We start from the raw sequence: 22,842 nt of genomic DNA on the forward strand, positions 1-22,842 counted from the left end.
CTGGGAACACGTAAAATCTGGCCGGACATTTCCGGCCGGCATTGAAACCCCGTTCCGGGAAACCGGGGCGGGGTTTTTCATTGCCGAGGCGGAGGTCGCATTTCCGCTAGGGAGTGGCCATGGGTGGCGGCGGAGATCTCCTGCTTCGTGCGATTGATCCTGCTTCGAACCTTGGAAGAGGCCGCATGGAGAAGACTGTCCCGACCCTGATCGGCTTTTCGGCGATCCTGACCTGGTCGTTTCTGGCACTGCTTTCAACGGCTGCCGGCCCGATACCGCCCTTTCAACTGGCGGCCATGACGTTCTTTCTTGGGTCGCTGGTTGGCGCGGGCAGCTGGATCTTCCGTCCGGGCGCGATCCGCTCGCTGCGGCAGCCATGGAAAGTCTGGGCGACCGGCGTTGCCGGGCTGTGCATCTATCACTGCGCCTATTTCTTCGCGATCCAGTCGGCGCCGCCGGTCGAGGTCAGCCTGATCGCTTACCTCTGGCCGTTGCTGATCGTTGTCTTCGCCACCTTTCTGCCGGGTGAAAGGCTGAGGCTTCACCATGTCATCGGTGTAGTCCTCGGTCTTGCCGGCGCGATCGTCGTGATCACCAAGGGCGGCACCATCGGCTTGGCCAATGGGGTGATGAAGGGCCATGTCATCGCGCTGTTCTGCGCCTTCATCTGGGCCGGCTATTCCGTGCTGTCGCGCCGGTTTGGACAGGTGCCAACCGATGTCGTGGCCGGCTATTGCTTCATCACCGCAGCGGTCGCGTTGGCGCTGCATTTGATGCTTGAAACCACGGTCTGGCCGCAGACGGCGACGCAGTGGAGTGCGATCGTGGTGCTGGGTGCCATCCCGCTCGGCGCCGGTTTCTATGCCTGGGACTATGGCTGCAAGCACGGAGACATCATGATCCTCGGCGCTTTGTCCTACGCCGCACCGCTGTTTTCGGTGATCGTGCTGCTGCTGGCCGGGTTCGGCGTGTTCCACTGGTCGGTGGCGCTTGCCTGTATTCTGATCACGGTCGGCGCGGTGATCGCCGCCAAGGATCTGTTGTTCAAGCCATGGAGAGCGGAGGTTCTGGCAGACACGCTTTGATTACTGGCGGCGCAGGAGCCGCTCGAGTTCTCTGGGATCTGTCAAAACGGGAAGACAGACCTGACCTGTGCAGAACCAGGCACCCATCTTGTCGGCCGGAGGTAGAATCCCCCCGGGCAGCAAGGGTCGATTCGTTTCCGAACCGATTGCCACGACAATGTCTATACGGCGCGGATCAGGGTTTCGATTCGCAACCGGAACAAGCCTGGGATCCGCAAGATCGTCGATCAGCACCAGCTTCAGCGGCTCGATCGAAAGCGCGCAGGCGTTGACGATGCCCGCTTGACCATAAGCCTGGTGCGCCGCACGACCGGCCGCATGCTCGGCGACCCGCCAGGCTCGCTCCTGCAAGTCGAGATCGCCGGTGACGGAAGCGAGCCGCACCATTGCCTCGATGATCTGGCTGGTAGCCGATGGAATGGCTTCATCGACATCGCCCCTGATGCGGATCGGCACGTCGGTGCTGTCCGAGGCGGTGAGATAATAGCCCGTGCCCGCGGCGTCGGCATGCCAATGGTCGAGCTGTTCGATGAATTGCTTCGCCTGGTCGATATAGCTCCAATCGCCTGACGCCTCGAACAGCGAGATCGCGGCATTGGTCATGGCGGCGTAGTCGCTGGACAAAGCGGGAAACAGTTTCCTGGCGCCGAGCATGGAATGCGGCAAACGGCCCTCTCGGCTGGCGGCGCTGATATGGGCGAACGCCTTTGCCGCGGCCTCGATCCAGTCTCGACGCCCCAGCGAACGGCCGGCTTCGGCAAGCGCTGCAATCATCAGGCCGTTCCAGTCGCTGAGGGTCTTTGCATCGAGACCCGGCCTGACCCGCTCTTCGCGGACGGCGAGAAGCCTGGCCTTGAGGGGATTGAGTTTTTCGCGATCGACCACGCTCTGTGCCTGCTGCGACCGGGTTTGATGGACAACCGGCTTGCCTTCCCAGCCATGCGGGCTGGATAGTGTGAAGTGTTTGAAAAACAAGATTGAATCGCTACCGAGGGCGGCTTCGATCTCGTCCTTGCTCCAGGTGTAGAACAGTCCTTCCTCACCGTCGCTGTCGGCATCAAGGCTTGCGGCGAAGGCACCGCCATCGACGCGCATTTCGCGCAGCAGCCAGGCGATTGTCTCTTCGATTCGTATCCGGAACAAATCATTGCCGCTGGCCGAGAAAGCCCAATTGCAGAAGCGGATCAGCGCCGCATTGTCGTAGAGCATCTTCTCGAAATGCGGCACCAGCCATTCCGCATCGGTCGAGTAGCGGCTGAGCCCACCGCCAATGTGATCATAGATGCCGCCGCCGAGCATCTGTTCCAGGCTGACAAGCACGTCGTCGCGATGCGCGGCATTGCCGTCGCGCAGCCAGGACAGCCAGAGGGTCAGCATGAAGGGGGCGTTCGGGAATTTCGGTGCGCCACGCAGGCCGCCAAGGTCGCGGTCGATCATGCCGTCGATACGGCCGGCGAGTTCGGTGAGCGTGCCGCGGTCCAGGCTCTCCTTGGCGTGCGAGCCCGAAAGTCGCGCCTCGACATGGGAGGTCAGGCCGTCGGCGCTTTGATGCAGGCTCTCCCGCTTCTCGCGCCACGCCTTGTCGACCGCTTCCATCACCTGGATGAAGCCCGGGCGGCCATAGCGCGGCTCGCGTGGGAAATAGGTGCCGCCCCAGAATGGCTTGCCATCCGGCGTCAGGAACATGGTCAGCGGCCAGCCGCCTTGCTCGCCCATCGATGACAAGGCCGCCATATAGATCTGGTCTATGTCAGGGCGCTCCTCGCGGTCGACCTTGATATTGACGAACAGACGGTTCATGACGGCGGCGACGCCGTCATTCTCGAAGCTTTCATGCGCCATGACATGGCACCAGTGGCAAGCGGCATAGCCGATCGAGAGCAGGATCGGCCTGTCCAGGGCCTTTGCTTCCTCGAGCGACGCTGGCGACCAGGCCCGCCAGTGCACGGGATTGCCGCTGTGCTGCTGCAGATAGGGGCTGGCTTCTTCAGCGAGCAGGTTTTGCGCGGGCAATGTCACGATGAGCAAACTCGGGGTTGTTTTGAAAGCGCGAAGCTAGGGCGGTTCAACAGAGCGGGCAAATGATTTCAGGCGATTCGATCGTGGCGCTGTCGAGCGGCCGGCTTCCGGCCGGCGTTGCCGTGCTGCGTATCTCCGGCCCGCAGACTCGATTCGTTGTCGAAACGATAGCCGGCGGCATGGTTAAGGACCGGGCGGCGGTTCTGCGGCGGTTCCGAGCGCCTGATGGAACCGTTCTGGACACCGGCCTGGTCGTCTTTTTCCCCGGGCCGGCCAGCTTTACCGGCGAGGACGTCGCTGAATTCCATGTCCATGGCGGACGCGCGGTTGTGGCCAGGATGCTGGAAACGATCGCTGGTTTTGACGGGGTCAGGCACGCGGACCCCGGCGAGTTCACACGCCGCGCCTTTCTCAACGGCAAACTCGATCTGGTCGAAACCGAGGCGCTGGCCGATCTGGTCAATGCCGAGACCGAAGCGCAGCGACGCTTCGCCATCCAGAATGCCGAGGGCGTCCAGAGTGAGCTCTATATGAGCTGGCGCCGCCGGCTGATCCATGCGCGCGCGATGATCGAAGCCGAGATCGACTTTGCCGATGAAGATGATGTGCCCGGTTCCGTTTCGGATACGGTCTGGTCCGATATCAGGGCGATGATCGGTGAGATCGACCATCATGTCGCCGGGTTCCACGCCGCCGAGATCATCCGCGATGGATTCGAGGTCGTCATTTTGGGTGCGCCGAATGCCGGCAAGTCGAGTCTGTTCAATGCCCTGGCGCGCCGGGATGCAGCTATTGTAACGGATGAACCAGGCACCACGCGGGATCTGCTCGAGGTCGTGCTGGATCTCCAGGGATTGCGTGTCAGGCTGACGGACACCGCCGGCCTGCGCGAAGCGCCGGGCAAGGTCGAGGCGATCGGCATTGAGAAGGCCAGAGCGAAGGCTGACCGCGCCGATCTTTTGCTGCTGCTGGAAGACATTGTGGACCCCGGCGACATTGGGCCGTTGCCGGATAAGGCAGCCCTGCTGCGGGTTGGCACCAAGCTCGACCTGTTGGGCGGGCAGGCCGCCCGGGATGCGTCCGGCGGCTATGATTTCGTCATTTCGGTCGCGAGCGGAACCGGCGTGGACGCTTTGTTGGCTGCGATCGGCCAACGCGCCGCAAGGGCGGCGGGCGATATCGGAGATGTCCTGCCTTCGCGCTTGCGCCATGTCGAACTGCTCGGCGAGACGAATCGCCATTTGCTTCGCGCCGTTGAAGGGAGCGCCGCAGGGCAGGAATTGCGGGCCGAGGAGCTGAGACTAGCCGCAGATCAGCTTGGGCGGATCGTTGGCTCCATAGATGTCGAGGATATGCTTGATGTGATTTTCGGTCAGTTCTGTATCGGGAAATGACTCACGTGAAACAATCACTTGGCCGGGCGAGGGCAAGGAGCGGGAGCGACGCGGCGCAGACCCGAGGATCCATGCCGGACTCCAATGCGTCGCTGCCGTGCAGAATTCTTGCCAGCGGCGCCCTCAGCAAAGGTCACGGAATGGATCCTCGGGTCTCCGCGTCCGCGTCGCTCCCGCTCCGCCCGTGGATGACGAAGTTGAATGACGCATTCGCCAGCCGTGACTCACGTGAAACAATCGCAGCGGCGTGACTCACGTGAAACATCGCTACGTGAGGCTCTCATCCTGTTTCACGTGAAACTTGCAGCGAAGTTTTCTTGACAGCTTCGCCTCGCGGGGACATGTGTCCCTCAATCTTTCGAGTCCAGGACATTTGGAAATGACCGATCGCTATGATGTGGTTGTGGTGGGCGGCGGCCATGCGGGTTGCGAGGCAGCCAGCGCTGCCGCGCGCGCCGGTGCCAAAACCGCGCTGGTGACGCTGCGCTTCGACACGATCGGCGTGATGTCGTGCAATCCGGCGATTGGAGGGCTCGGCAAGGGCCATCTGGTCCGCGAAATCGATGCCATGGACGGTCTGATGGGTCGGGTGGCGGATGCCGCCGGCATCCAGTTCCGGCTGCTCAATCGCCGCAAGGGCCCAGCGGTACGCGGGCCCCGTACACAGGCCGACAGGAAGCTGTACCGCCTGGCCATGCAGGAAGCCATTCGGCAGCAGAACGATCTCGACGTCGTCGAGGCCGAGGTCCTGGATTTCGAAATCAGCGAGGGACGGATTGTCGCCGTCCTACTGGCCGACGGTCGGCGGCTTGCCTGTGGCGCCGTCGTGCTGACGACCGGGACTTTCCTGCGCGGCCTTATTCATATTGGCGAAAAGAAGATCGTCGCTGGCCGCATGAACGAGCAAGCAAGCCTTGGGCTGTCGGCGACTATGAGCCGGGCAGGCTTCAAGCTCGGCCGGCTGAAGACCGGGACGCCGCCGCGGCTGGACGGGAAGACCATCAATTGGGCATCGCTCGAAAGCCAGGCAGCGGACGAGGATCCCGTGCCGTTCTCGCTGATGACCGACAGCATCAAGACGCCGCAAATCGAGTGCGGCATTACCCGCACGACGAGGGCCACGCATGAGCTGATCCGCGCCAACCTTGGCCGTTCCGCCATGTATTCCGGCTCGATCGAAGGCGTCGGCCCGCGCTATTGCCCGTCGATCGAAGACAAGATCGTCAAGTTCGGCGATCGGGACGGCCACCAGATCTTTCTGGAGCCGGAAGGGCTCGACGACGATACAGTCTATCCCAACGGGATTTCGACGTCGTTGCCCGAGGATGTGCAACTCGATATCCTGAAGACCATTCCGGGACTGGAGCGCGCGATCATGCTGCAGCCTGGCTATGCCATTGAATATGATCACGTCGATCCGCGCGAACTGCATCAGACACTTGAGACAAAGCGCGTCGGTGGGCTTTTCCTTGCTGGGCAAATCAACGGCACGACCGGTTATGAGGAAGCGGCCGGGCAAGGCCTGCTCGCAGGCCTCAATGCAGCGCGGCGGGCGTCAGGCGGCGAACAGATCGTGCTCAGCCGCACCGAGGCCTATATCGGGGTAATGGTCGACGATTTGACCAGCCGCGGCATCAGCGAGCCCTATCGGATGTTCACCTCGCGGGCCGAGTTCCGGCTGTCGCTGCGCGCCGACAATGCCGATGAGCGGCTGACGCCGGCGGCTGCAAGGCTCGGAATCGCCTCGGCGCAGCGGATGCAGCGCTATGGCGACGTCATGCAGCGTCTCGACGCAGCGCGGGAATTGGCGAAGTTGGTGGCGATGACCCCCAATGAAGCGGCGCGGCATGGGCTGGAAATCAACCGCGATGGTGTGCGCCGGTCGGGCTATGAGTTGTTGGCCTATCCCGACGTCGATGTCGCCTGGCTGGCCAGGGTCGATCCGAGATTCGGCGAAGTCGATGCCAAGACGGCGGAGCGGCTCGAAACGGAAGCGAAATATTCTGTCTATCTCGATCGCCAGAAGAGCGATGTCGCGCAGATCCGGCATGAGGAAAGCCGGTTGATCCCCGATACAGTCGATTTTGCCGGTGTGCCCGGCCTGTCCAATGAATTGAAGCAGAAGATGCAGGTACGGCGGCCGCGTTCCATCGCTGATGCGCAGCGCATGGAAGGCATGACGCCGGCGGCGCTGGCGATCATTGTCTCACATGTCCGCCATAGTGAGACTGCAAAACGGGCAGAGAGCGCACAGAGGGACGTTGCGTGAGTTCTTTCTCCCTGGAGAGCCTGCAGGACGCGGCCGGTCCGGTTTCACGTGAAACATTCGATCGTCTGGTGGCGTTCGAGGCGATGTTCCAGAAATGGAACCGGAGCATCAATCTGGTGGCGCAGTCGACTGCAGGCGATGTCTGGCAGCGCCACATACTGGACAGCGCGCAACTCGCGCGAATCGAACCCAATGCCACACGCTGGGTTGACATAGGCTCAGGCGGCGGGTTTCCCGGTCTGGTGATGGCGTTTCTGGTTGGCGAGCGCCATGGGGCCAGCATCGACCTGGTGGAAAGCAACCGTAAAAAAGCGTCGTTCCTGCAGACCGTCATCGGCCAGTTCAACCTGCCGGCGCGGGTCGTGGCGCGCCGTATCGAAGACAGCCATGCGCTTGTTTCAGCACCGCAAATCGTCACGGCGCGGGCTCTGGCCTCGCTGTCGACCTTACTCGACCTGTCGGCGCCCTGGCTGACGTCGGGCGGGCGCGGGCTGTTCCACAAAGGCCGGGATTATCGCGCGGAAGTGCAAGAAAGCGTTAACCGATGGACCTTCGATCTGGTAGAACATCCCAGTGTGACCGACCCCCATGGCGTGATCCTCGAACTGTCTGACCTGCGACCTGTCTGATCTCGACTTGTCGGCTATCTGGCGACCCAAAAATGAATTTCTGGCATAGACCCATGATGAAAAACGGCCCCCGAATCATCACCGTAGCCAACCAGAAGGGCGGTGTCGGCAAGACGACCACGGCCATCAATCTGGCCACCGCGCTCGCCGCCATCGGCGAAAAGGTGCTGATCGTCGATCTCGATCCGCAAGGCAACGCCAGCACCGGTCTCGGCATCGACCGCAAGGACCGGACGGTCTCGTCCTATGATGTGCTGACCGGCGAGCTGGATTTGGAAGCCGCAGCCATCCCGACAGCGGTGCCTGGTCTGTCGATCGTGCCGTCGACGCTCGACCTGCTCGGCATCGAGATGGAGATCGCCTCGGCGCCGGACAGGGTGCTCAAGCTGCGCAATGCGCTGCGCGCCGCGACCGAGCGCGGCGCGCCCTTCAATTATGTGCTGATCGATTGCCCGCCTTCGCTCAACCTTTTGACTTTGAATTCAATGGCCGCAGCCGATTCTGTTCTTGTGCCGCTGCAATGCGAGTTCTTTGCGCTGGAAGGCCTCAGCCAGCTGTTGGAAACAGTCGAGCAGGTTCGTCGCTCGATCAATCCTGATCTGATTATCCAGGGCATCGTGCTGACCATGTATGACGGCCGCAACAATCTGGCCAACCAGGTTGTGCAGGATGTCCGGGCGCATATGGGCGACAAGGTCTACGAAACCATCATTCCGCGCAATGTGCGGGTGTCGGAGGCTCCGTCCTACGGCAAGCCGGCGATCCTTTACGATCTGAAGTGCTCTGGCAGCCAGGCCTATCTGCAACTGGCCTCGGAAGTGATCCGCCGCGAGCGTAAATTGCGCGCCGCTTGATTAGATCGGATGCATAATTAACAGCCGATTCGATACCGAAACGATCTTGAGACTTTGGAATAGACATGAGCGAAGACCTTTCAAGAAAAAGACTGGGCCGTGGACTGGCCGCCCTGATCGGCGAAATCGATCGCCCGGTGGCACCGGAAAAGCCCGGCATGAGCGCCGACGGCAAGGTGCCGATCGAATTCCTCAGCCCCAATCCAAAAAATCCACGCCGGCACTTTGGCGATGCCGAATTGACCGACCTTGCTCAGTCGATCCGCGAACATGGCGTCGTCCAGCCGGTAGTGGCCCGGTCGTCGCCATTGCTGCCCGGCCGCTACGAGATCATCGCTGGCGAACGGCGCTGGCGGGCGGCGCAGCGCGCTGGGCTGACCGAGATCCCGGTCATCATCCGCGAGGTCAATGACCGCACCGCGCTCGAACTGGCGATCATCGAAAACGTCCAGCGCACCGACCTCAACGCGGTCGAGGAGGCGCAGGGCTACCAGCAATTGATCGACGAGCACGGCTATACCCAGGCCGATCTCGGCAACGTCATCGGCAAGAGCCGCAGCCATGTCGCCAACACGCTCAGGCTGCTGAAGCTCCCGGACGTGATCCGCGACATGCTGGTCGACGGTGCGCTGTCGGCCGGCCATGCCCGCACGCTGGTGACGGCCGAGGATCCGGCCGGCCTTGCCAAGCGCATCGTCGAAGAAGGCCTTTCGGTGCGCCAGGCCGAGGCGCTGGCGCAGATGCCGGCGGGTTCCACGCCTGCCAAGCCGAAACAGGCGCAAGCCGCGCCGGAGAAGGACACCGACACGCTGGCGCTGGAAAAGCTGATGACCGACACGCTCGGCATGATCGTGGCCATCGATCACAAGGGCAAAGGCGGCGAGTTGCGGGTTTCGTATCGCTCGCTGGAGCAGCTGGATGAGCTGTGCCGCCGGTTGAAGCAGGAACGGTAGTTAGCCGGCGAATTAACTTCGCTTTTCCTTCTCCCCTTGTGGGAGAAGGTGTCGCCGAAGGCGACGGATGAGGGGTGCTCCAGGGAACGCCAACGCCTCACTCCGCTGGAACACCCCTCATCCGTCTCGGCGCTCCGCGCCGATCCACCTTCTCCCGCAAGGGGAGCAGGAAAAACTACCGCTGCCCGAGCCTCGCGCTCTCCACCGCAATCCCCAGCAGCGCCTGTCGTGCCAGCGCCACCGAAAGGTCCGGCCTTCGCCGCGTCTGCAGCACCGCGGTCTGCAACCGGGTCAGCGCGCGGCTGAGCGCGTCGCTGCTCCAGCGATCGAGCGCTTTTTCAACCAGCTTGCGCCTTGAGAAAAACACCGGCGGACGGGCGGCGGCAACGACCGACGCGGCGTTGCGGCCGGCGGAGTCCATCTGGCCGCGCATGATTTGAATCTGCTGCAACTGCCGCATGGCCGAGGACAGCACCAGGAAGGGCGGGCCGCCCGACTGGCAGTGGCGGGTGAAGGCGGTGTCGAAGTCGCCAACCTTACCTTCGAGCAGCGCGTCGACCGCATCGTCTAAGGAAGCGCCGGACACGTCGCCCGACATGGCGCGCACTTCTTCCAGCCCGATTTCCTTCTGGCCATGGGCATAGAGGATGAGCTTTTCGATTTCGCCGCGCGAGGCCAGCCGGTCGCCGCCGAGATTGCGGCGCAGCGCTTGCCTCGCTTCCAGCGTCATCGACATGCCGGCCTTGCGCAACTCATCGTCGATGACCGTGTCGATGTCGCGGGCTTCATCGGCGTAGCAAGGCAAGGCCATGGCGATGTCGGCCGCCTCGACCACGGCGCGCAGGCCGACGCCTTTCTTCAGGTCACCGGCCTCGATCAAGATGATGGCATCGCGCGCGGGCTCCGCTGCCAGCGCCTTGACGTCGTCGGCCAGCGCCTTCTGGCCGGTGGCGTTGCGGACCCACAGCAGGCGCCGGTCGGAAAACATCGGCACGGTGCGGGCTTCGTCGAGCAGCCGGCCCTCGTCGCGATCGACCTCCGAGCCCTCCAGCCGGACCACGGAGAAGGGATCGTCGAGCGGCAGGCCGGTCTTTGCGGCAAAGGCCTTGGCGCGCTCGGAGACAAGCCCGCGATCGGGGCCGTAAAGCAGGACGATGGAGATGCGCGAATCCGGCTTCGCGAGCCACGAATCGACCTCGAACGCTTTCTTCTGTGCCATGGAGGGTGGTTAGCATGGCACGGGGACGGCGTGAACAAGCCCTTGGCGCCGGACGCTATTTCTTCTTCTCGGAGGGCTGCACGAGGCTGTCAGGCTTGAACAAGGTATCGGCAGCCTCGAGGCGCTCATAGCCTGTCAAAGCCGCGTCAAGCGCATCGTCCTTCTTGACCGTCCATAACGTCAGCATGGTCAGATAATTGGCAAAGGCGTTCTGTTCACTTGCGAAAATGGCGGCCAAACGAGGGTCGTTCTGGAGGAACCGATCGAGTTCCTGTTTGATCCCAGCGTCGTTCTTCGCCAGCGATCCTATAGCCCATACAGCCGATGCTATCGTCATCGCACGCATCATATCCCTGGAGGCCTGATTCTTCGGGCATCCGTATTTCCGGCAAGCGGCGATAATCATGACGTTGGGTCGACCCGGGGTTCCTGCACCCCCGAACTTTCCCATGACGAGACCGATCCGGATCGCGTCCGCCGCCATGCCATCACGGCTGGTTCGAAGATTCTCCAGAATATGGTCGATGTAGGACAAGTCTCCGGTCGCCATGTAGGCGCCAATCAGCAGGTCATTGTCCATCGCCACGGAGACGGGCATCACCGTTTTCAGTGGCGTGACGTCGGCGGGGGCTGCATTCTCCAGCTTTCGGGCCGACGCGAAACGACGCGCTTCGTCCGCCAGGTCGGCCTTGCGAAGTGCAACCAGATAGAACTCCGCCGCACGATCGGAACGCACCCCGTCCAGCAGTTTTCGCCGCAGCTCCGGTGCGCTGTCAAACAACGCAGCGAAGAATCCGATGATCGTTCCGTTGTCGATCCTGGGCTGAGCATCGTCCAGGGTGGCGACGAGGCGGTCGAGGCAGGCAGCATCTTTCGTGCGATAGAAAATACTTATGCAATCGCCTGAGTCCGACTGGGCGAAAGCCGGCCGACCGAGCCCGGCCAGAAACGCCAAAATCGCCAAGGCGACGAAAATTCTCGATCGTCCTTCCATGATTTGCCTCTCCCGAACGATACAAATCAGGATAGGTTTTGCGGGGCGGGAGGCGCAACTTGAATCGCCGGGGCGCATCCACGCCAGGGACAAGCTGGCCCAGGATTTATCGCCTGTTGCGGCAATCGCCCGCGACCTTCTGCTAAATTGCGCGCCACTGCCCAACATCGACAAGAAATTTCGCGGACATATCTACATCTTGTACTGGGGAGGCAGGATCGGCCGGCATGGCTGGTCCGATGGCGAAAGGCTTGCCCGACGAATTCGCTCTGGTCTGGCGGTACGGATGTGCAAATATCCCCACCCTAGGCAACATTGGAGGACAAAGGTCATGGCCGATGCTGGGATGTTGCGTTTCCACGTTCCGGAGCCGGAAGTGCGGCCGGGCGGCACGCCTGACTTTTCCAATGTGACCATCGCCGAGGCCGGCTCGGTGCCGCGCCCGGACATTGATGTCGATCCGCGCACCATCCGCGACATGGCGTTTTCGATCATCCGCGTGCTGAACCGCAATGGTGAAGCCGTCGGGCCGTGGGCAGGTCTGCTCTCCAGTGACGAACTGCTCGAAGGTCTGCGCCACATGATGACGCTGCGCACCTTCGATGCCCGCATGCAGATGGCGCAGCGCCAAGGCAAGACCTCGTTCTACATGCAGCATCTCGGCGAGGAGGCGGTGAGCTGCGCCTTCCGCAAGGCGCTGTCGCCGGGTGACATGAATTTCCCGACCTATCGCCAGGCAGGGCTGCTCATCGCCGACGGCTATCCGATGGTCACGATGATGAACCAGATCTATTCCAACGAGGCCGACCCGCTTAAGGGGCGGCAGCTGCCGATCATGTATTCCTCGAAGGAGCACGGCTTCTTCTCGATCTCGGGCAATCTGGCGACGCAATACATCCAGGCGGTCGGCTGGGCGATGGCCTCGGCGATCTCGAACGACTCGAAGATCGCCGCGGCCTGGATCGGCGACGGCTCGACGGCGGAATCCGACTTTCATTCGGCCCTGGTGTTCGCCTCGACCTACAAGGCGCCGGTGGTGCTCAATGTCGTCAACAACCAGTGGGCGATCTCGACCTTTCAAGGCATTGCGCGCGGCGGCTCCGGCACCTTTGCAGCCCGAGGCCTCGGCTTCGGCATTCCATCGCTGCGCGTCGACGGCAATGATTATCTCGCCGTCCACGCCGTGGCCAAATGGGCGGCAGAGCGGGCGCGCAACAATCTCGGGCCGACGCTGGTCGAATATGTCACCTACCGCGCCGGAGCGCATTCAAGCTCGGACGATCCCTCGGCCTACCGGCCAAAGACGGAATCCGACGCCTGGCCGCTGGGCGATCCCGTCATGCGGCTGAAGAACCATCTGATAGGGCTCGGCGTCTGGTCGGACGAGCGCCACGCGCAGGCGGAGGCCGAAATCCTCGACACGGTGATCGCGGCGCAGAAGGAGGCGGAGAGCCACGGCACGCTGCATGCCGGCGGCAAGCCGTCGACACGCGAGATGTTCGAAGGCGTTTTCGCCGAAATGCCCGCGCATCTAAGGCGCCAGCGCCAGCAGGCGGGAGTCTGAGCCATGCCAAGACGGACCATGATCGAGGCCATTCGCGACGCCATGGATGTGTCGATGGGGCGCGACGACAAAGTTGTCGTGTTCGGCGAGGATGTCGGCTTCTTCGGCGGTGTCTTCCGGGTCACGCATGGCCTGCAGGCCAAATACGGCAAGAGCCGCTGCTTCGACGCGCCGATCAACGAATCCGGCATTGTCGGCTCGGCCATCGGTATGGCTGCCTACGGCTTGAAGCCTTGCGTGGAAATTCAGTTTGCCGACTACATGTATCCGGCCTACGACCAGCTGACCCAGGAAGCGGCGCGGCTGCGCTACCGCTCGAACGGCGATTTCACCTGCCCGATCGTGGTCCGCATGCCGACCGGCGGCGGCATTTTCGGCGGCCAGACGCACAGCCAGAGCCCCGAGGCCTTGTTCACCCATGTGTCGGGGCTGAAGACCGTGGTGCCATCCAACCCGCATGATGCCAAGGGGCTGTTGATCGCGGCGATCGAGGACCCCGATCCGGTGATTTTTCTTGAACCGAAGCGGCTCTACAATGGTCCCTTCGACGGCCATCACGACCGGCCGATAACGCCTTGGTCGAAGCATGAGCTGGGCGAAGTCGCCGACGGCCACTACACCGTGCCGCTCGGCAAGGCGGCGATCCGCAGGGCGGGCTCGGCTGTCACGGTTCTGGCCTACGGCACCATGGTCTATGTCGCGCAGGCCGCGGCCGAGGAGACAGGCATCGATGCCGAGATCATCGATCTGAGAACCCTGCTGCCGCTCGACCTCGATACCATCGTTGCGTCGGTGAAGAAGACAGGGCGCTGCGTCATCGTGCATGAGGCAACGCTGACCTCGGGCTTCGGCGCCGAGCTTTCGGCGCTGGTGCAGGAAAACTGCTTCTACCATCTGGAGGCGCCGGTGGCGCGGGTCGCCGGCTGGGACACACCCTATCCGCATGCGCAGGAATGGGACTATTTCCCTGGCCCCGCCCGGGTCGGCCGCGCTCTTCTTGAAACCATGGGAGCCTGAGATGGGCGAACACATCATCAAGCTGCCCGATGTCGGCGAAGGCGTCGCAGAGGCCGAGCTCGTCGAGTGGCACGTCAAGATCGGCGACATCGTGCGCGAGGACACCGTGCTCGCCGCCGTCATGACCGACAAGGCGACGGTCGAAATCCCATCACCCGTCGATGGCGAGATCCTGTGGCTGGGCGCCGAGATCGGCGACACGGTGGCGATCGGCTCGCCGATCGTGCGGCTGAAGGTGGCGGGCGAAGGCAATGCGAAGCCGCAGAGCGGCGCCAAGGCCGAGGTGGTGGCCACCGAGCCTCCGGCCAAGCTTCCGACGCCAAAGCCGGAGAGCGCCGAGCCGGCCGCGAACGCCGCGCCAAAGGCCGGGATGCCGGACGCGAAACCCGCTCCCGCCGTCTCGAAGATTTCCACACAGACTTCCGTTTCCAGCGCGCCGCGTCCGGAAGGTGAAAAGCCGCTGGCGTCGCCGGCCGTCCGCTTGCGGGCGAAAGAGGCGGGCATCGATCTCAGGCAGGTTGCGGGGAGCGGCCCGGCCGGGCGCATCGGGCATGAGGATATCGAGGCGTTCCTGGCGCGTGGGCCACAGGTCGCCAAGGCATCCGGCCTCGCCCGCAACGATGCGATCCAGGACATCAAGGTGGTGGGCCTCAGGCGTAAGATCGCAGAGAAGATGACGCTGTCCAAGTCGCGCATCCCGCACATCACCTATGTCGAGGAGATCGACGTCACCGCGCTGGAGGAATTGCGCGCCGCGCTCAACAAGGAAAAACGCGCCGCCAAGGGTGGCGCAGAGAGGCCGAAGCTGACGCTGCTGCCGTTCCTGATGCGGGCGATGGTCAAGGCGATATCAGACCAGCCCCAGCTCAATTCGCTGTTCGACGACGAGGCCGGCATCATCCACCAGCATGGCGGCATCCATATCGGCATTGCCGCGCAGACGCCGTCTGGGCTGGTGGTGCCGGTGGTCAAGCATGCCGAAGCGCGCGACATCTGGGATTGCGGCGCCGAGGTCATCAGGCTGGCGGAAGCCGCCAAGTCCGGCACGGCAACGCGCGACGAGCTGTCCGGCTCGACCATCACCATCACCTCGCTCGGCGCCATGGGCGGCATCGCGACGACGCCGGTCATCAACCATCCGGAAGTGGCGATCATCGGCGTCAACAAGATGATGGTGCGGCCGCTGTGGGACGGCACCCAGTTCATCCCGCGCAAGATGATGAACCTGTCGTCGAGCTTCGATCACCGGGTGATCGACGGCTGGGATGCGGCGGTGTTCATCCAGCGGATCAAGGCGCTGCTGGAAACGCCGGCGCTGATTTTCGTGGATTGAAGGTGATGCGGCTGGTCAAGACGGTTCTTCGGAAGTTGCCGGCGCCGGGGTGTGGGCTCCCCCTTCTCCCCTTGTGGGAGAAGGTGTCGCCGAAGGCGACGGATGAGGGGTGCTCCAGAGAGCACCAGCGCCTCACTCCGCTGGAACACCCCTCATCCGTCTCGGCGCTAACGCGCCGATCCACCTTCCCCCACAAGGGGGGAAGGAAGGGCTGCGTCGCGGCCTTCGCCAAAAGGAAACAGCCCTCATGAAAGAAATCTCCTGCAAGCTGCTCGTTATCGGCGCCGGTCCCGGTGGCTACATCTGCGCCATCCGTGCCGGCCAGCTCGGCATCGACACAGTGATCGTCGAGGCAGGCAAACCTGGCGGCACCTGCCTCAATGTCGGCTGCATTCCGTCGAAGGCGCTGATCCATGCGGCGGAAGAGTTCGAGAAGGTGTTGCATATGGCCGGCGGCAGCAGCCCGCTCGGCATTTCGGTCTCGACTCCCGTGCTCGACCTCGGCAAAACCGTCGCCTGGAAGGACGGCATTGTCAGCCGGCTCAACAGCGGCGTCGCCGGGCTGCTGAAGACGGCTGGCGTGAAGACCGTGCTGGGCTGGGCAACTTTTCGCGATGGCAAGACCGTGGCGGTCGAGACCGAGACCGGCACGCAGATCATCCGGGCCGAGACCGTGGTGATCGCCACCGGTTCAGCGCCGGTCGAGCTGCCGTTCCTGCCGTTCGGCGGGCCGGTGATTTCATCCACGGACGCGCTGGCTTTGAGTGAGGTCCCCAAAAAACTCGCGGTTGTCGGTGGCGGCTATATCGGGCTGGAACTCGGCATGGCCTTCGCGAAAATGGGTGCGAAGGTAACCGTGGTCGAGGCCTTGCCGCGCGTGCTGGCGCAGTATGATGCGGAGCTGACCCGGCCGGTGGTCAAGCGGCTCGCCGCGCTCGGCGTCGACGTGATACTGGGCGCCAAGGCCAGGGGGTTGTCGAAAAAAGGCGATGCGCTGCTGGTCGAGACAGCGGACGGCAAGAGTTCCGAGATCGCCGCCGACAAGATCCTGGTGACGGTCGGGCGCAAGCCGGTGACCGAAGGCTGGGGGCTCGACCAGATCGACCTCGATATGGCAGGCAAGTTCATCAAGATCGACGATCAATGCCGCACCTCGATGCGCGGCATCTTCGCCATCGGCGACGTCACCGGCGAGCCGATGCTGGCGCACCGAGCGATGGCGCAAGGCGAAATGGTCGCCGAGATCGTTGCCGGCCACAAGCGCAGCTGGGACAAGCGTTCAATCCCCGCCGTCTGCTTCACCGATCCGGAACTGGTGACGGCAGGGCTGTCGCCGGAAGAGGCGAAGGCGCTTGGTGAAGTCAAGATCGGGATGTTCCCGTTCGCCGCCAATGGGCGCGCGATGACGAAAATGGGCGAGGATGGCTTCGTGCGGGTCGTGGCGCGCGCGGATAACCATCTGGTGCTCGGCATCCACGCGGTCGGGCAGGGCGCGTCGGAACTGGCGGCGGCGTTCGGGCTGGCATTGGAGATGGGGGCGCGGCTGGAGGATATCGCCGGCACCATCCATGCGCATCCGACGCAAAGCGAGGGGTTCCAGGAGGCAGCGCTGAAGGCGCTGGGGCACGCGCTGCATATTTAGAGGGGTGGTTTTTCCTTCTCCCCTTGCGGGAGAAGGTGTCGCCGAAGGCGACGGATGAGGGGTGTTCCAGCGGAGTGAGACGTTGAGTTCCCTGGAGCACCCCTCATCCGTCTCGGCGCTACGCGCCGATCCACCTTCTCCCACAAGGGGCCTGTTGCGTAATTCGCTGGTTGTGATTCTCTGATGCGGACGCTCGGAGGGAATCACGATGGCAGTGAAGCAGACGGGTCAGTTGAGCTTGGCGGAAGCCTTTCTGGGTACCAAGCTGGTGGGCGGTTCTTCGCCGCTCGACCGGCTGTCAGGTTTGGTGAAGTGGTACCGCTTCGAGAAGCTGCTCAACCCGCTGCGCGATGGCGGACCGGGTCGGGCTGCATGGCCGCCGCTGGTGCTGTTCAAGGCACTGCTGCTGCAGTCGCTCTACGGCCTATCTGATCGCGAACTGGAGGAGGCGCTGAGCGACCGGTTGTCATTCAGGCGTTTTGTCGGGCTTGGTCTTGAGGAGAGCATTCCCGATCACACGGTGCTGTCGCGCTTTCGCAACCTTCTTGTCGGCGAAGGGCTGATGGAGAAGCTGTTTGGCGAACTGGATCGGCAGTTGGAGAAGGCCGGCGTGATCTTAAAGCGCGGCACAATGCTGGATGCCACGCTAATCGACGCGGTCTCATTGCCGCCGACGGACGAGCGGCCGTCGAGGGATGCCGATGCCCGTCCCACCGTAAGACAGAGTAAGCGCGACTTCACCTTCGGTTACAAGGCCCATGTCGGGGTGGATGAGGGCTCCGGCCTGATCCGCACGGTGATCACCACTCCAGCCAACGTCAACGACACCGTGGTGGCCGATGCCTTGATCTGCGGCGACGAAAAGACGGTATGGGCGGATGCCGCCTACGACACCCATGCCCGCCGTGCTCGGCTCAAGGCTGCAGGCAAGAAGCCCCGCATCGCGCGCCGCCCCAACAAGCACCATGCGCTGCCGCCGCGGCTCAAACATTACAACCGTCTGATCGCCAGACGGCGTGCCGCAGTCGAGACCACCTTCGCCACGCTCAAGAACCGCATGAAGCTGACCACGATCCGCTATGTCGGGCTGGCGAAGGCCACTGCCCAGGTGACGATGGCGGCGATCGCCTTCAACATGCGCCGATGGATTGCCATCTCGGGATAGGTGCGCCCGGTATCCGGCTTCAAGGGCCGCACTACCATCGAACTCCACCCCAAAACCCAAAGCCAAGCGAGACCTCTCGGTCAAATCGCTCCGCAAGTCTGCTCTCGCTAACTACGCAACAGGCCCACAAGGGGAGAAGGGAAAAAGCGGCGCCCGCTCAGCTCGCGAGCCGGCTCACCATCTCATGCTGCGCGTACGCCCGCCCAAATCGATTGGCCAGAAAAGCATCCAGCGCGATGTCCTCCTGCTTGACGAAGCCGGTCGCCGGCAGGCTGCCGTCGACCAGCATGTCGAGCACGGCGCAGATGCCGGAAGCCGTGGTGATCTGGATGGCGCTACGCACCGTCTGGCCGACGCGCTGCGAATAGATCTTGTTGGCGTAGGTTTCCTGCAGCAGGCGGCCATTACGGCGGCCGGAGACGGTGACGAAGACGATGACCACATCCTGCAGCGTTGCCGGCAGGGCGCTTTCAAAGATGTCCTTCAGCACGTCGCGGCGGTGGCGCAGGCCGAGGTCGTTGAGCAGCGCCTTCATGATCGCGGCGTGGCCGGGGTAGCGGATGGTGCGGTAGTTCAGCGTGCGCACCTTGCCTTTCAGCGTCTCGGCCAGCGTGCCCAGACCGCCCGAGGTGTTGAATGCCTCGTAAGTGACGCCGTCGAGCGAGAATTCCTCGCGCTCTTCCAGCGGCGGCACTTCGATCAGCTCGCCCTCGACGATCGCTTCGCAAGGCTCGCAATATTCGTTGATGACGCCGTCGGTGCTCCAGGTCAAATTGTAGTTCAGCGCATTGGACGGGTATTGCGGCAGGGCGCCGACGCGCATGCGCACGCTTTCCAGCGTGTCGAAGCGGCTGGCGAGATCATTGGCGACGATCGAGATGAAACCCGGCGCCAGCCCGCATTGCGGGATGAAGGCGCTCTTGCCCGAACGCGCCAGCTCCTTGACGCGGCGGGTCGAGACGACGTCTTCGGTAAGGTCGAGATAATGGACGCCGGCACTTGCCGCTGCCTCGGCGATGCGCGTGGTGAGATGGAAGGGGGCGGCGCTCAGCACCGCGAATTTGCCGGCGAGTGCTGCTTCCAGCGCACCTGGTGCTGCGATGTCGAGTTCAAGCGTCTCGACACCAGCAGGGACTTCGGCCGCGGCGAGTTGTGCCGCCGAGCGGTCAACAAGGGTGATGCGGTAGTCGCCCGTTGCAGAAAGCATCTCGGCAATGGTCGAGCCGATCTTGCCGGCGCCGACGATAACAATCTTGTTCATGATCAAAAATACCCCTGCCAGTTCGTGTTGGCGGAATCATCGCAGCTTGCCTGTCGAAAAGAAGCGTGAGATCTGGCAGAGTGAACCCTAACTTTAGCTTATCTGCCGAAGGGATTCGTCGAAATGCTCAGTGAAGCCGAACTGGCGCTGCTTTCCCTGCTGCGCGCCAACGCCCGCGCCTCGACCGCCGAACTGGCGCGGCAGCTCGGCGTGTCGCGCACGACGGTACAGAGCCGCATCGAGCGGCTGGAGCAGCGCGGCATCATATCGGGCTATGGCGTCAAGCTCTCCGCGGACTATGAGCAGGGGCTGGTCAAGGCGCATGTGCTGCTGACGGTGACGCCGAAGCTCGCCGACAAGGTGGTGCGGGCGCTGCAGGCGCTGCCGTCGGTCAGGACGCTGCATTCGGTCAGCGGCAATTTCGACATGATCGTCATCGTCGACGCGCCATCGATCCGCGACCTCGATGCGCTGCTCGACCGGATCGGCGCTCTGGACGGGGTCGAACGGACCTCGTCGTCGATCATCCTGTCGACCCGGATCGACCGCTGAGGGCCGGCTCTTACCGATTTGTAAAAACCCGGCAAGGCGTCCGTATTCTCGATCAGGCATAGTCGCCCATGACATGCTGGGTCCCCGGCGTCGAAAGCCCGTCGCGCAGGGAGTTTGTCATGCAGAGTCGTCGCCATTCCTCAACCTACTGGATCCGTGTCGCGATGCCCGCGGCGCTGCTGGCCATGGTCTGCTTGCTGCTGATCATGTCCCGGTACCCTACGGCTGTCGACGAGCGGTCTTACCTGTTCTGGATATGGTGATCTCCATGCAATGGAGAAGCCGGGCCGCGAGCGGCCCGGCCGCCGCGCCCTATTTGGCGGGCTGGATGCTCGACACCAGCGATTTGCCAGATGTCGTCGAATAGGTGACGACCACCTTCTCGCCGGCCTTCAGCGTCTCGACCTCGATACCTTCCGGCAGGTTCAGCGTCTTGCCGTCGGCGAGCGTGATGGCGTCGCCCTTGGCATCGACGCTGACGATGGTGCTGGTGACCGTCCTGGCGAAAGCCGCCGTCGATAGTGCGGTGGCCAGCACGGCCGCGGTGACAATGACGAGTTTCTGCATGATTTTCTCCTGATTTTGTCGTGGTGCCGGATTGTCCGACATCGATGTGGGCCGCAACGATGACAGTTGCCGGCCCGCCTCTCTCCGGATCGAGAGAAGATTGGGCGAAACTAGCAGGACGAGTTTTCAAGCGGCTTGCCGGGGCCTTACGGATGGGTAAGGCCGGTAATTTCCCGGCTAATCGATTGCCAGGGGAAAGCCCACCACCACCGCAAGCCCAGGCTGACAGTCCTCGAGAGCAATGGATGCCCCGTGCAGGTCGGCGATGGCCCTGACGAGGCTCAGCCCAAGGCCGCTGCCCGGCGTCGAACGGCTGTGATCCAGCCGGTACAGCCGCTGAAAGACTTTCTCGCGTTCATCCGCGGCAATGCCGGGACCATCGTCGGCAACGGTGACAAGGATGCGGTTCCCCTGGCGCGTCACCGATAATTTGATCGTCGTGCCGGGCGGACAATGGCGCAGCGCGTTCTCGACCAGATTGGCGAACATCTGCATCAACAGTTCACGATCGCCATGGATCCGCTCCGCTGTCTCGTTGCGCTGCGTGGGCGACAACGCCTTGCCATCGTCCTCGGCAACATCGGTGTAGATCTCGGCCATGGTCTGCAGGATCTCGCCGAGGTCGACATCGGTAAAGCGCGCCTTGCGGGCGCCGGCCTCGATCTGGGCGATGCGCAGCAAGGCGTCGAAAGTCTCGTTGATCTGATGGCCCTCGGCGCGCGCATCGGCGAGGTCGTCGGAAACATCGCGATCCTGCGCGGCCTTGTCGGCGGCGCCCTCCAGAATCATCTGCAGCCGGTTGAGCGGCGTCTTCAGATCATGCGCGATGTTGGCGCTGACCTGCTTCATGCCTTCGACCAGGCCCGACAATCGGTCGAGCGCCGCATTGATCTGGCTGGAGACGATGTCGATGTCGTCGCCCTTGCCGGTCAGCGGAATGCGGGTGTCGAGCCGGCCATGCGAGACATCGACCATGGTGGCCGCAATGCCGTCGAGCCGGCGCTGGACACGCGAGGCAAGCAGCGCGCCGCCGGTGACCGCCAGGCCGGTGATGATTAGGGTTGCCCAGCCGAAGCTCATCATCGCCACCGTTTCCAGTTCCTCCGTTTCGGAAAGGCTGAAGGCGACCGTCAGGGTGTTGCCGCCGACCGAACCGGAATAGGCCCTGAACTCCGTGTCCGGAGGGACGCCTGGCAACACGGCCTCGAACGCAGAAAACCCGTCGGGGAGCCCGGCGGCGGTGAAGTTGCCGGCCAGGTGATTGCCGGCCGGGTCGGTCAGCGAAAACAGCTGTTCTTTCTTCGGGTTTACTTTTGCGTGGCTTTCGATCGTGGCGACAAGGTCTTCAAGGTCGTTCGCGGAATAGGTGGCGGCGACGACCGAATAGGTCTCCTTGATGGTTTCGTCGAGCCGTTCGGCAAGATCTGCGCTCATCATCTGGTAGACGATGGCGCCCGACAGGATGAAGGCCAGCATGAACAGGAAGCCGAATGTCAGCGCGAGCCGGAACGGCGTGCTGCGCAGCAGGCGAGCCCAGGTTCCGGTCATGATGGAAGCGGTGCGTGCAGGCTGTAGCCGGTGTTGCGTATGGTGTGGATGAGCTGGGTCTCGAACGGCTTGTCGACCTTGGCGCGCAGCCGGCTGATATGGGTCTCGACGACGCTGGTCCGGGGGTCGAAGTGAAAATCCCAGACGCGTTCCAGCAGCATGGTGCGGGTGATGACGCGGCCTTCGCCGCGCATCAGCACTTCCAGAAGGCTGAATTCGCGTGGCTGCAGGTCGATCACCTGGTCCTGCCTGACAACGCGCCGCATGATCAGGTCCATTTCGAGGTCGGCGACCCGTAGCGTGGTCTTCTGCTCCTGCGCCGCCGGCCTGCGGCCAAGCGCGTTGATGCGGGCGAGAAGCTCTGAAAAGGCGAAGGGCTTTACAAGGTAATCGTCGCCGCCGGCCTCCAGGCCTTCAACGCGATCGTCGACGCCGCCGATGGATGTCAGGAAGATCGCCGGCGTCCGGACTCCGGCGGCGCGCACTGCCTTGACCATCGACAGGCCGTCGAGGCCGGGGATCATGCGGTCGGCGACGATCACGTCGTAGTTGCCCCGGGTCGCGGCGAAAAGCCCGTCGTGCCCGTTGCGCAGGAGGTCGCAGACATGGCCGGCCTCGGTCAGCCCCTTGACGATATAATCCGCCGTCCTGTGGTCGTCCTCGACGAGAAGAAGTCGCATCGCTGTTCCGGTTGATTTTGCCGATACTGGAGACAGGCTATCACCGGCGCGGGCTTGTTCCTAGGATGGGCGCGGGGTTGGCCGGTTTTGCCTCCCG

19 protein-coding genes are annotated in these 22,842 nt (G+C 63.1%); 12 read left to right on the plus strand and 7 right to left on the minus strand.

The window, feature by feature from the left end:
- The first annotated feature begins 185 nt into the window (after positions 1–185).
- Positions 186–1,085 (plus strand): aromatic amino acid exporter YddG, encoded by a 900-nt coding sequence (yddG, locus tag EB235_RS05055; protein WP_027032048.1) that lies wholly within the window; start codon positions 186–188, stop codon positions 1,083–1,085.
- On the opposite strand, the gene EB235_RS05060 is transcribed toward yddG, so the two are convergent.
- A complete protein-coding gene (locus tag EB235_RS05060; RefSeq protein WP_027032047.1) occupies positions 1,086–3,104 on the minus strand; it encodes a thioredoxin domain-containing protein in 2,019 nt (672 codons plus the stop codon).
- A gap of 62 nt (positions 3,105–3,166) precedes the next feature.
- Here EB235_RS05060 and mnmE point away from each other — a divergent pair, with 62 nt between their 5' ends.
- The 5 genes from mnmE (at position 3,167) to EB235_RS05085 (ending at position 9,203) form a co-directional block, all read left to right on the plus strand.
- Positions 3,167–4,498 carry a tRNA uridine-5-carboxymethylaminomethyl(34) synthesis GTPase MnmE gene (gene mnmE, locus EB235_RS05065; RefSeq protein ID WP_027032046.1) on the plus strand — a complete coding sequence of 444 codons (1,332 nt, stop codon included), beginning with the start codon at positions 3,167–3,169 and terminating at the stop codon, positions 4,496–4,498.
- A 379-nt stretch (positions 4,499–4,877) separates the two neighbouring features.
- Positions 4,878–6,767 carry a tRNA uridine-5-carboxymethylaminomethyl(34) synthesis enzyme MnmG gene (mnmG, locus tag EB235_RS05070; RefSeq protein ID WP_027032045.1) on the plus strand — a complete coding sequence of 630 codons (1,890 nt, stop codon included), beginning with the start codon at positions 4,878–4,880 and terminating at the stop codon, positions 6,765–6,767.
- Positions 6,764–7,396, plus strand: coding sequence for a 16S rRNA (guanine(527)-N(7))-methyltransferase RsmG (rsmG, locus tag EB235_RS05075; protein WP_027032044.1), 633 nt, complete (start codon positions 6,764–6,766; stop codon positions 7,394–7,396). Before mnmG ends, rsmG begins: the two co-directional genes overlap by 4 nt.
- Positions 7,397–7,449: 53 nt before the next feature.
- Positions 7,450–8,250 carry a ParA family protein gene (locus EB235_RS05080; RefSeq protein ID WP_080680871.1) on the plus strand — a complete coding sequence of 267 codons (801 nt, stop codon included), beginning with the start codon at positions 7,450–7,452 and terminating at the stop codon, positions 8,248–8,250.
- Between the two features lie 65 nt (positions 8,251–8,315).
- Positions 8,316–9,203: a ParB/RepB/Spo0J family partition protein gene (locus EB235_RS05085; RefSeq protein WP_027032042.1), complete on the plus strand. Its 888-nt coding sequence runs from the start codon at positions 8,316–8,318 to the stop codon at positions 9,201–9,203.
- Between the two features lie 175 nt (positions 9,204–9,378).
- Here the strand turns inward: EB235_RS05085 and holA are convergent, their stop codons facing one another.
- Together holA and EB235_RS05095 are read right to left on the minus strand one after the other, a co-directional pair.
- Positions 9,379–10,422: a DNA polymerase III subunit delta gene (gene holA / locus EB235_RS05090; protein WP_027032041.1), complete on the minus strand. Its 1,044-nt coding sequence runs from the start codon at positions 10,420–10,422 to the stop codon at positions 9,379–9,381.
- A 55-nt stretch (positions 10,423–10,477) separates the two neighbouring features.
- Entirely contained in the window at positions 10,478–11,416 is a 939-nt protein-coding gene (locus EB235_RS05095) for a hypothetical protein (RefSeq protein ID WP_155256438.1), read from the minus strand.
- Between the two features lie 331 nt (positions 11,417–11,747).
- Between EB235_RS05095 and EB235_RS05100 the strand changes: the two genes are divergently transcribed.
- The 5 genes from EB235_RS05100 to EB235_RS05120 all read left to right on the plus strand — a co-directional run bounded on the left by EB235_RS05100 (position 11,748) and on the right by EB235_RS05120 (position 18,137).
- Entirely contained in the window at positions 11,748–12,980 is a 1,233-nt protein-coding gene (locus EB235_RS05100) for a 3-methyl-2-oxobutanoate dehydrogenase (2-methylpropanoyl-transferring) subunit alpha (protein WP_027032039.1), read from the plus strand.
- A 3-nt stretch (positions 12,981–12,983) separates the two neighbouring features.
- Complete coding sequence (locus tag EB235_RS05105) at positions 12,984–13,997, plus strand: alpha-ketoacid dehydrogenase subunit beta (protein ID WP_027032038.1); 1,014 nt, start codon at positions 12,984–12,986, stop codon at positions 13,995–13,997.
- A 1-nt stretch (position 13,998) separates the two neighbouring features.
- Positions 13,999–15,330, plus strand: coding sequence for a dihydrolipoamide acetyltransferase family protein (locus EB235_RS05110; RefSeq protein ID WP_027032037.1), 1,332 nt, complete (start codon positions 13,999–14,001; stop codon positions 15,328–15,330).
- Between the two features lie 247 nt (positions 15,331–15,577).
- Positions 15,578–16,972 (plus strand): dihydrolipoyl dehydrogenase, encoded by a 1,395-nt coding sequence (gene lpdA, locus EB235_RS05115; RefSeq protein ID WP_027032035.1) that lies wholly within the window; start codon positions 15,578–15,580, stop codon positions 16,970–16,972.
- Positions 16,973–17,180: 208 nt separating this feature from the next.
- Positions 17,181–18,137 (plus strand): IS5 family transposase, encoded by a 957-nt coding sequence (locus tag EB235_RS05120; RefSeq protein WP_027032034.1) that lies wholly within the window; start codon positions 17,181–17,183, stop codon positions 18,135–18,137.
- A gap of 157 nt (positions 18,138–18,294) precedes the next feature.
- Here EB235_RS05120 and EB235_RS05125 read toward each other — a convergent pair whose 3' ends face one another.
- The gene (locus EB235_RS05125) at positions 18,295–19,398 is read right to left on the minus strand and encodes a saccharopine dehydrogenase family protein (protein ID WP_027032033.1); all 1,104 of its coding nucleotides are present in this window, start codon (positions 19,396–19,398) and stop codon (positions 18,295–18,297) included.
- A 123-nt stretch (positions 19,399–19,521) separates the two neighbouring features.
- Between EB235_RS05125 and EB235_RS05130 the strand changes: the two genes are divergently transcribed.
- Complete coding sequence (locus tag EB235_RS05130) at positions 19,522–19,950, plus strand: Lrp/AsnC family transcriptional regulator (protein ID WP_027032032.1); 429 nt, start codon at positions 19,522–19,524, stop codon at positions 19,948–19,950.
- Positions 19,951–20,262: 312 nt separating this feature from the next.
- Here the strand turns inward: EB235_RS05130 and EB235_RS05135 are convergent, their stop codons facing one another.
- The 3 genes from EB235_RS05135 to EB235_RS05145 all read right to left on the minus strand — a co-directional run bounded on the left by EB235_RS05135 (position 20,263) and on the right by EB235_RS05145 (position 22,745).
- The gene (locus EB235_RS05135; protein ID WP_032926569.1) at positions 20,263–20,517 is read right to left on the minus strand and encodes a DUF1344 domain-containing protein; all 255 of its coding nucleotides are present in this window, start codon (positions 20,515–20,517) and stop codon (positions 20,263–20,265) included.
- 177 nt (positions 20,518–20,694) lie between these two features.
- A complete protein-coding gene (locus EB235_RS05140; RefSeq protein WP_027032029.1) occupies positions 20,695–22,065 on the minus strand; it encodes a sensor histidine kinase in 1,371 nt (456 codons plus the stop codon).
- Positions 22,062–22,745 carry a winged helix-turn-helix domain-containing protein gene (locus EB235_RS05145; protein WP_027032028.1) on the minus strand — a complete coding sequence of 228 codons (684 nt, stop codon included), beginning with the start codon at positions 22,743–22,745 and terminating at the stop codon, positions 22,062–22,064. The genes EB235_RS05140 and EB235_RS05145 overlap by 4 nt, the downstream gene beginning before the upstream one ends.
- Between the last annotated feature and the right edge of the window lie 97 nt (positions 22,746–22,842).

Source organism: Mesorhizobium loti R88b, assembly GCF_013170845.1.
In the GTDB taxonomy this organism is placed as follows: Bacteria; Pseudomonadota; Alphaproteobacteria; order Rhizobiales; family Rhizobiaceae; genus Mesorhizobium; species Mesorhizobium loti_B.

What these genes read in the sequence shown, in the direction of transcription:
- yddG (WP_027032048.1), top strand. Translation starts at nt 186, where the DNA reads ATGGAGAAGACTGTCCCGACCCTGATCGGCTTTTCGGCGATCCTGACC.
- mnmE (WP_027032046.1), top strand. Translation starts at nt 3,167, where the DNA reads ATGATTTCAGGCGATTCGATCGTGGCGCTGTCGAGCGGCCGGCTTCCG.
- mnmG (WP_027032045.1), top strand. Translation starts at nt 4,878, where the DNA reads ATGACCGATCGCTATGATGTGGTTGTGGTGGGCGGCGGCCATGCGGGT.
- EB235_RS05080 (WP_080680871.1), top strand. Translation starts at nt 7,450, where the DNA reads ATGATGAAAAACGGCCCCCGAATCATCACCGTAGCCAACCAGAAGGGC.
- EB235_RS05085 (WP_027032042.1), top strand. Translation starts at nt 8,316, where the DNA reads ATGAGCGAAGACCTTTCAAGAAAAAGACTGGGCCGTGGACTGGCCGCC.
- holA (WP_027032041.1), bottom strand. Translation starts at nt 10,422, where the DNA reads ATGGCACAGAAGAAAGCGTTCGAGGTCGATTCGTGGCTCGCGAAGCCG.
- EB235_RS05095 (WP_155256438.1), bottom strand. Translation starts at nt 11,416, where the DNA reads ATGGAAGGACGATCGAGAATTTTCGTCGCCTTGGCGATTTTGGCGTTT.
- EB235_RS05100 (WP_027032039.1), top strand. Translation starts at nt 11,748, where the DNA reads ATGGCCGATGCTGGGATGTTGCGTTTCCACGTTCCGGAGCCGGAAGTG.
- EB235_RS05105 (WP_027032038.1), top strand. Translation starts at nt 12,984, where the DNA reads ATGCCAAGACGGACCATGATCGAGGCCATTCGCGACGCCATGGATGTG.
- EB235_RS05110 (WP_027032037.1), top strand. Translation starts at nt 13,999, where the DNA reads ATGGGCGAACACATCATCAAGCTGCCCGATGTCGGCGAAGGCGTCGCA.
- lpdA (WP_027032035.1), top strand. Translation starts at nt 15,578, where the DNA reads ATGAAAGAAATCTCCTGCAAGCTGCTCGTTATCGGCGCCGGTCCCGGT.
- EB235_RS05120 (WP_027032034.1), top strand. Translation starts at nt 17,181, where the DNA reads ATGGCAGTGAAGCAGACGGGTCAGTTGAGCTTGGCGGAAGCCTTTCTG.
- EB235_RS05125 (WP_027032033.1), bottom strand. Translation starts at nt 19,398, where the DNA reads ATGAACAAGATTGTTATCGTCGGCGCCGGCAAGATCGGCTCGACCATT.
- EB235_RS05130 (WP_027032032.1), top strand. Translation starts at nt 19,522, where the DNA reads ATGCTCAGTGAAGCCGAACTGGCGCTGCTTTCCCTGCTGCGCGCCAAC.
- EB235_RS05135 (WP_032926569.1), bottom strand. Translation starts at nt 20,517, where the DNA reads ATGCAGAAACTCGTCATTGTCACCGCGGCCGTGCTGGCCACCGCACTA.
- EB235_RS05140 (WP_027032029.1), bottom strand. Translation starts at nt 22,065, where the DNA reads ATGACCGGAACCTGGGCTCGCCTGCTGCGCAGCACGCCGTTCCGGCTC.
- EB235_RS05145 (WP_027032028.1), bottom strand. Translation starts at nt 22,745, where the DNA reads ATGCGACTTCTTCTCGTCGAGGACGACCACAGGACGGCGGATTATATC.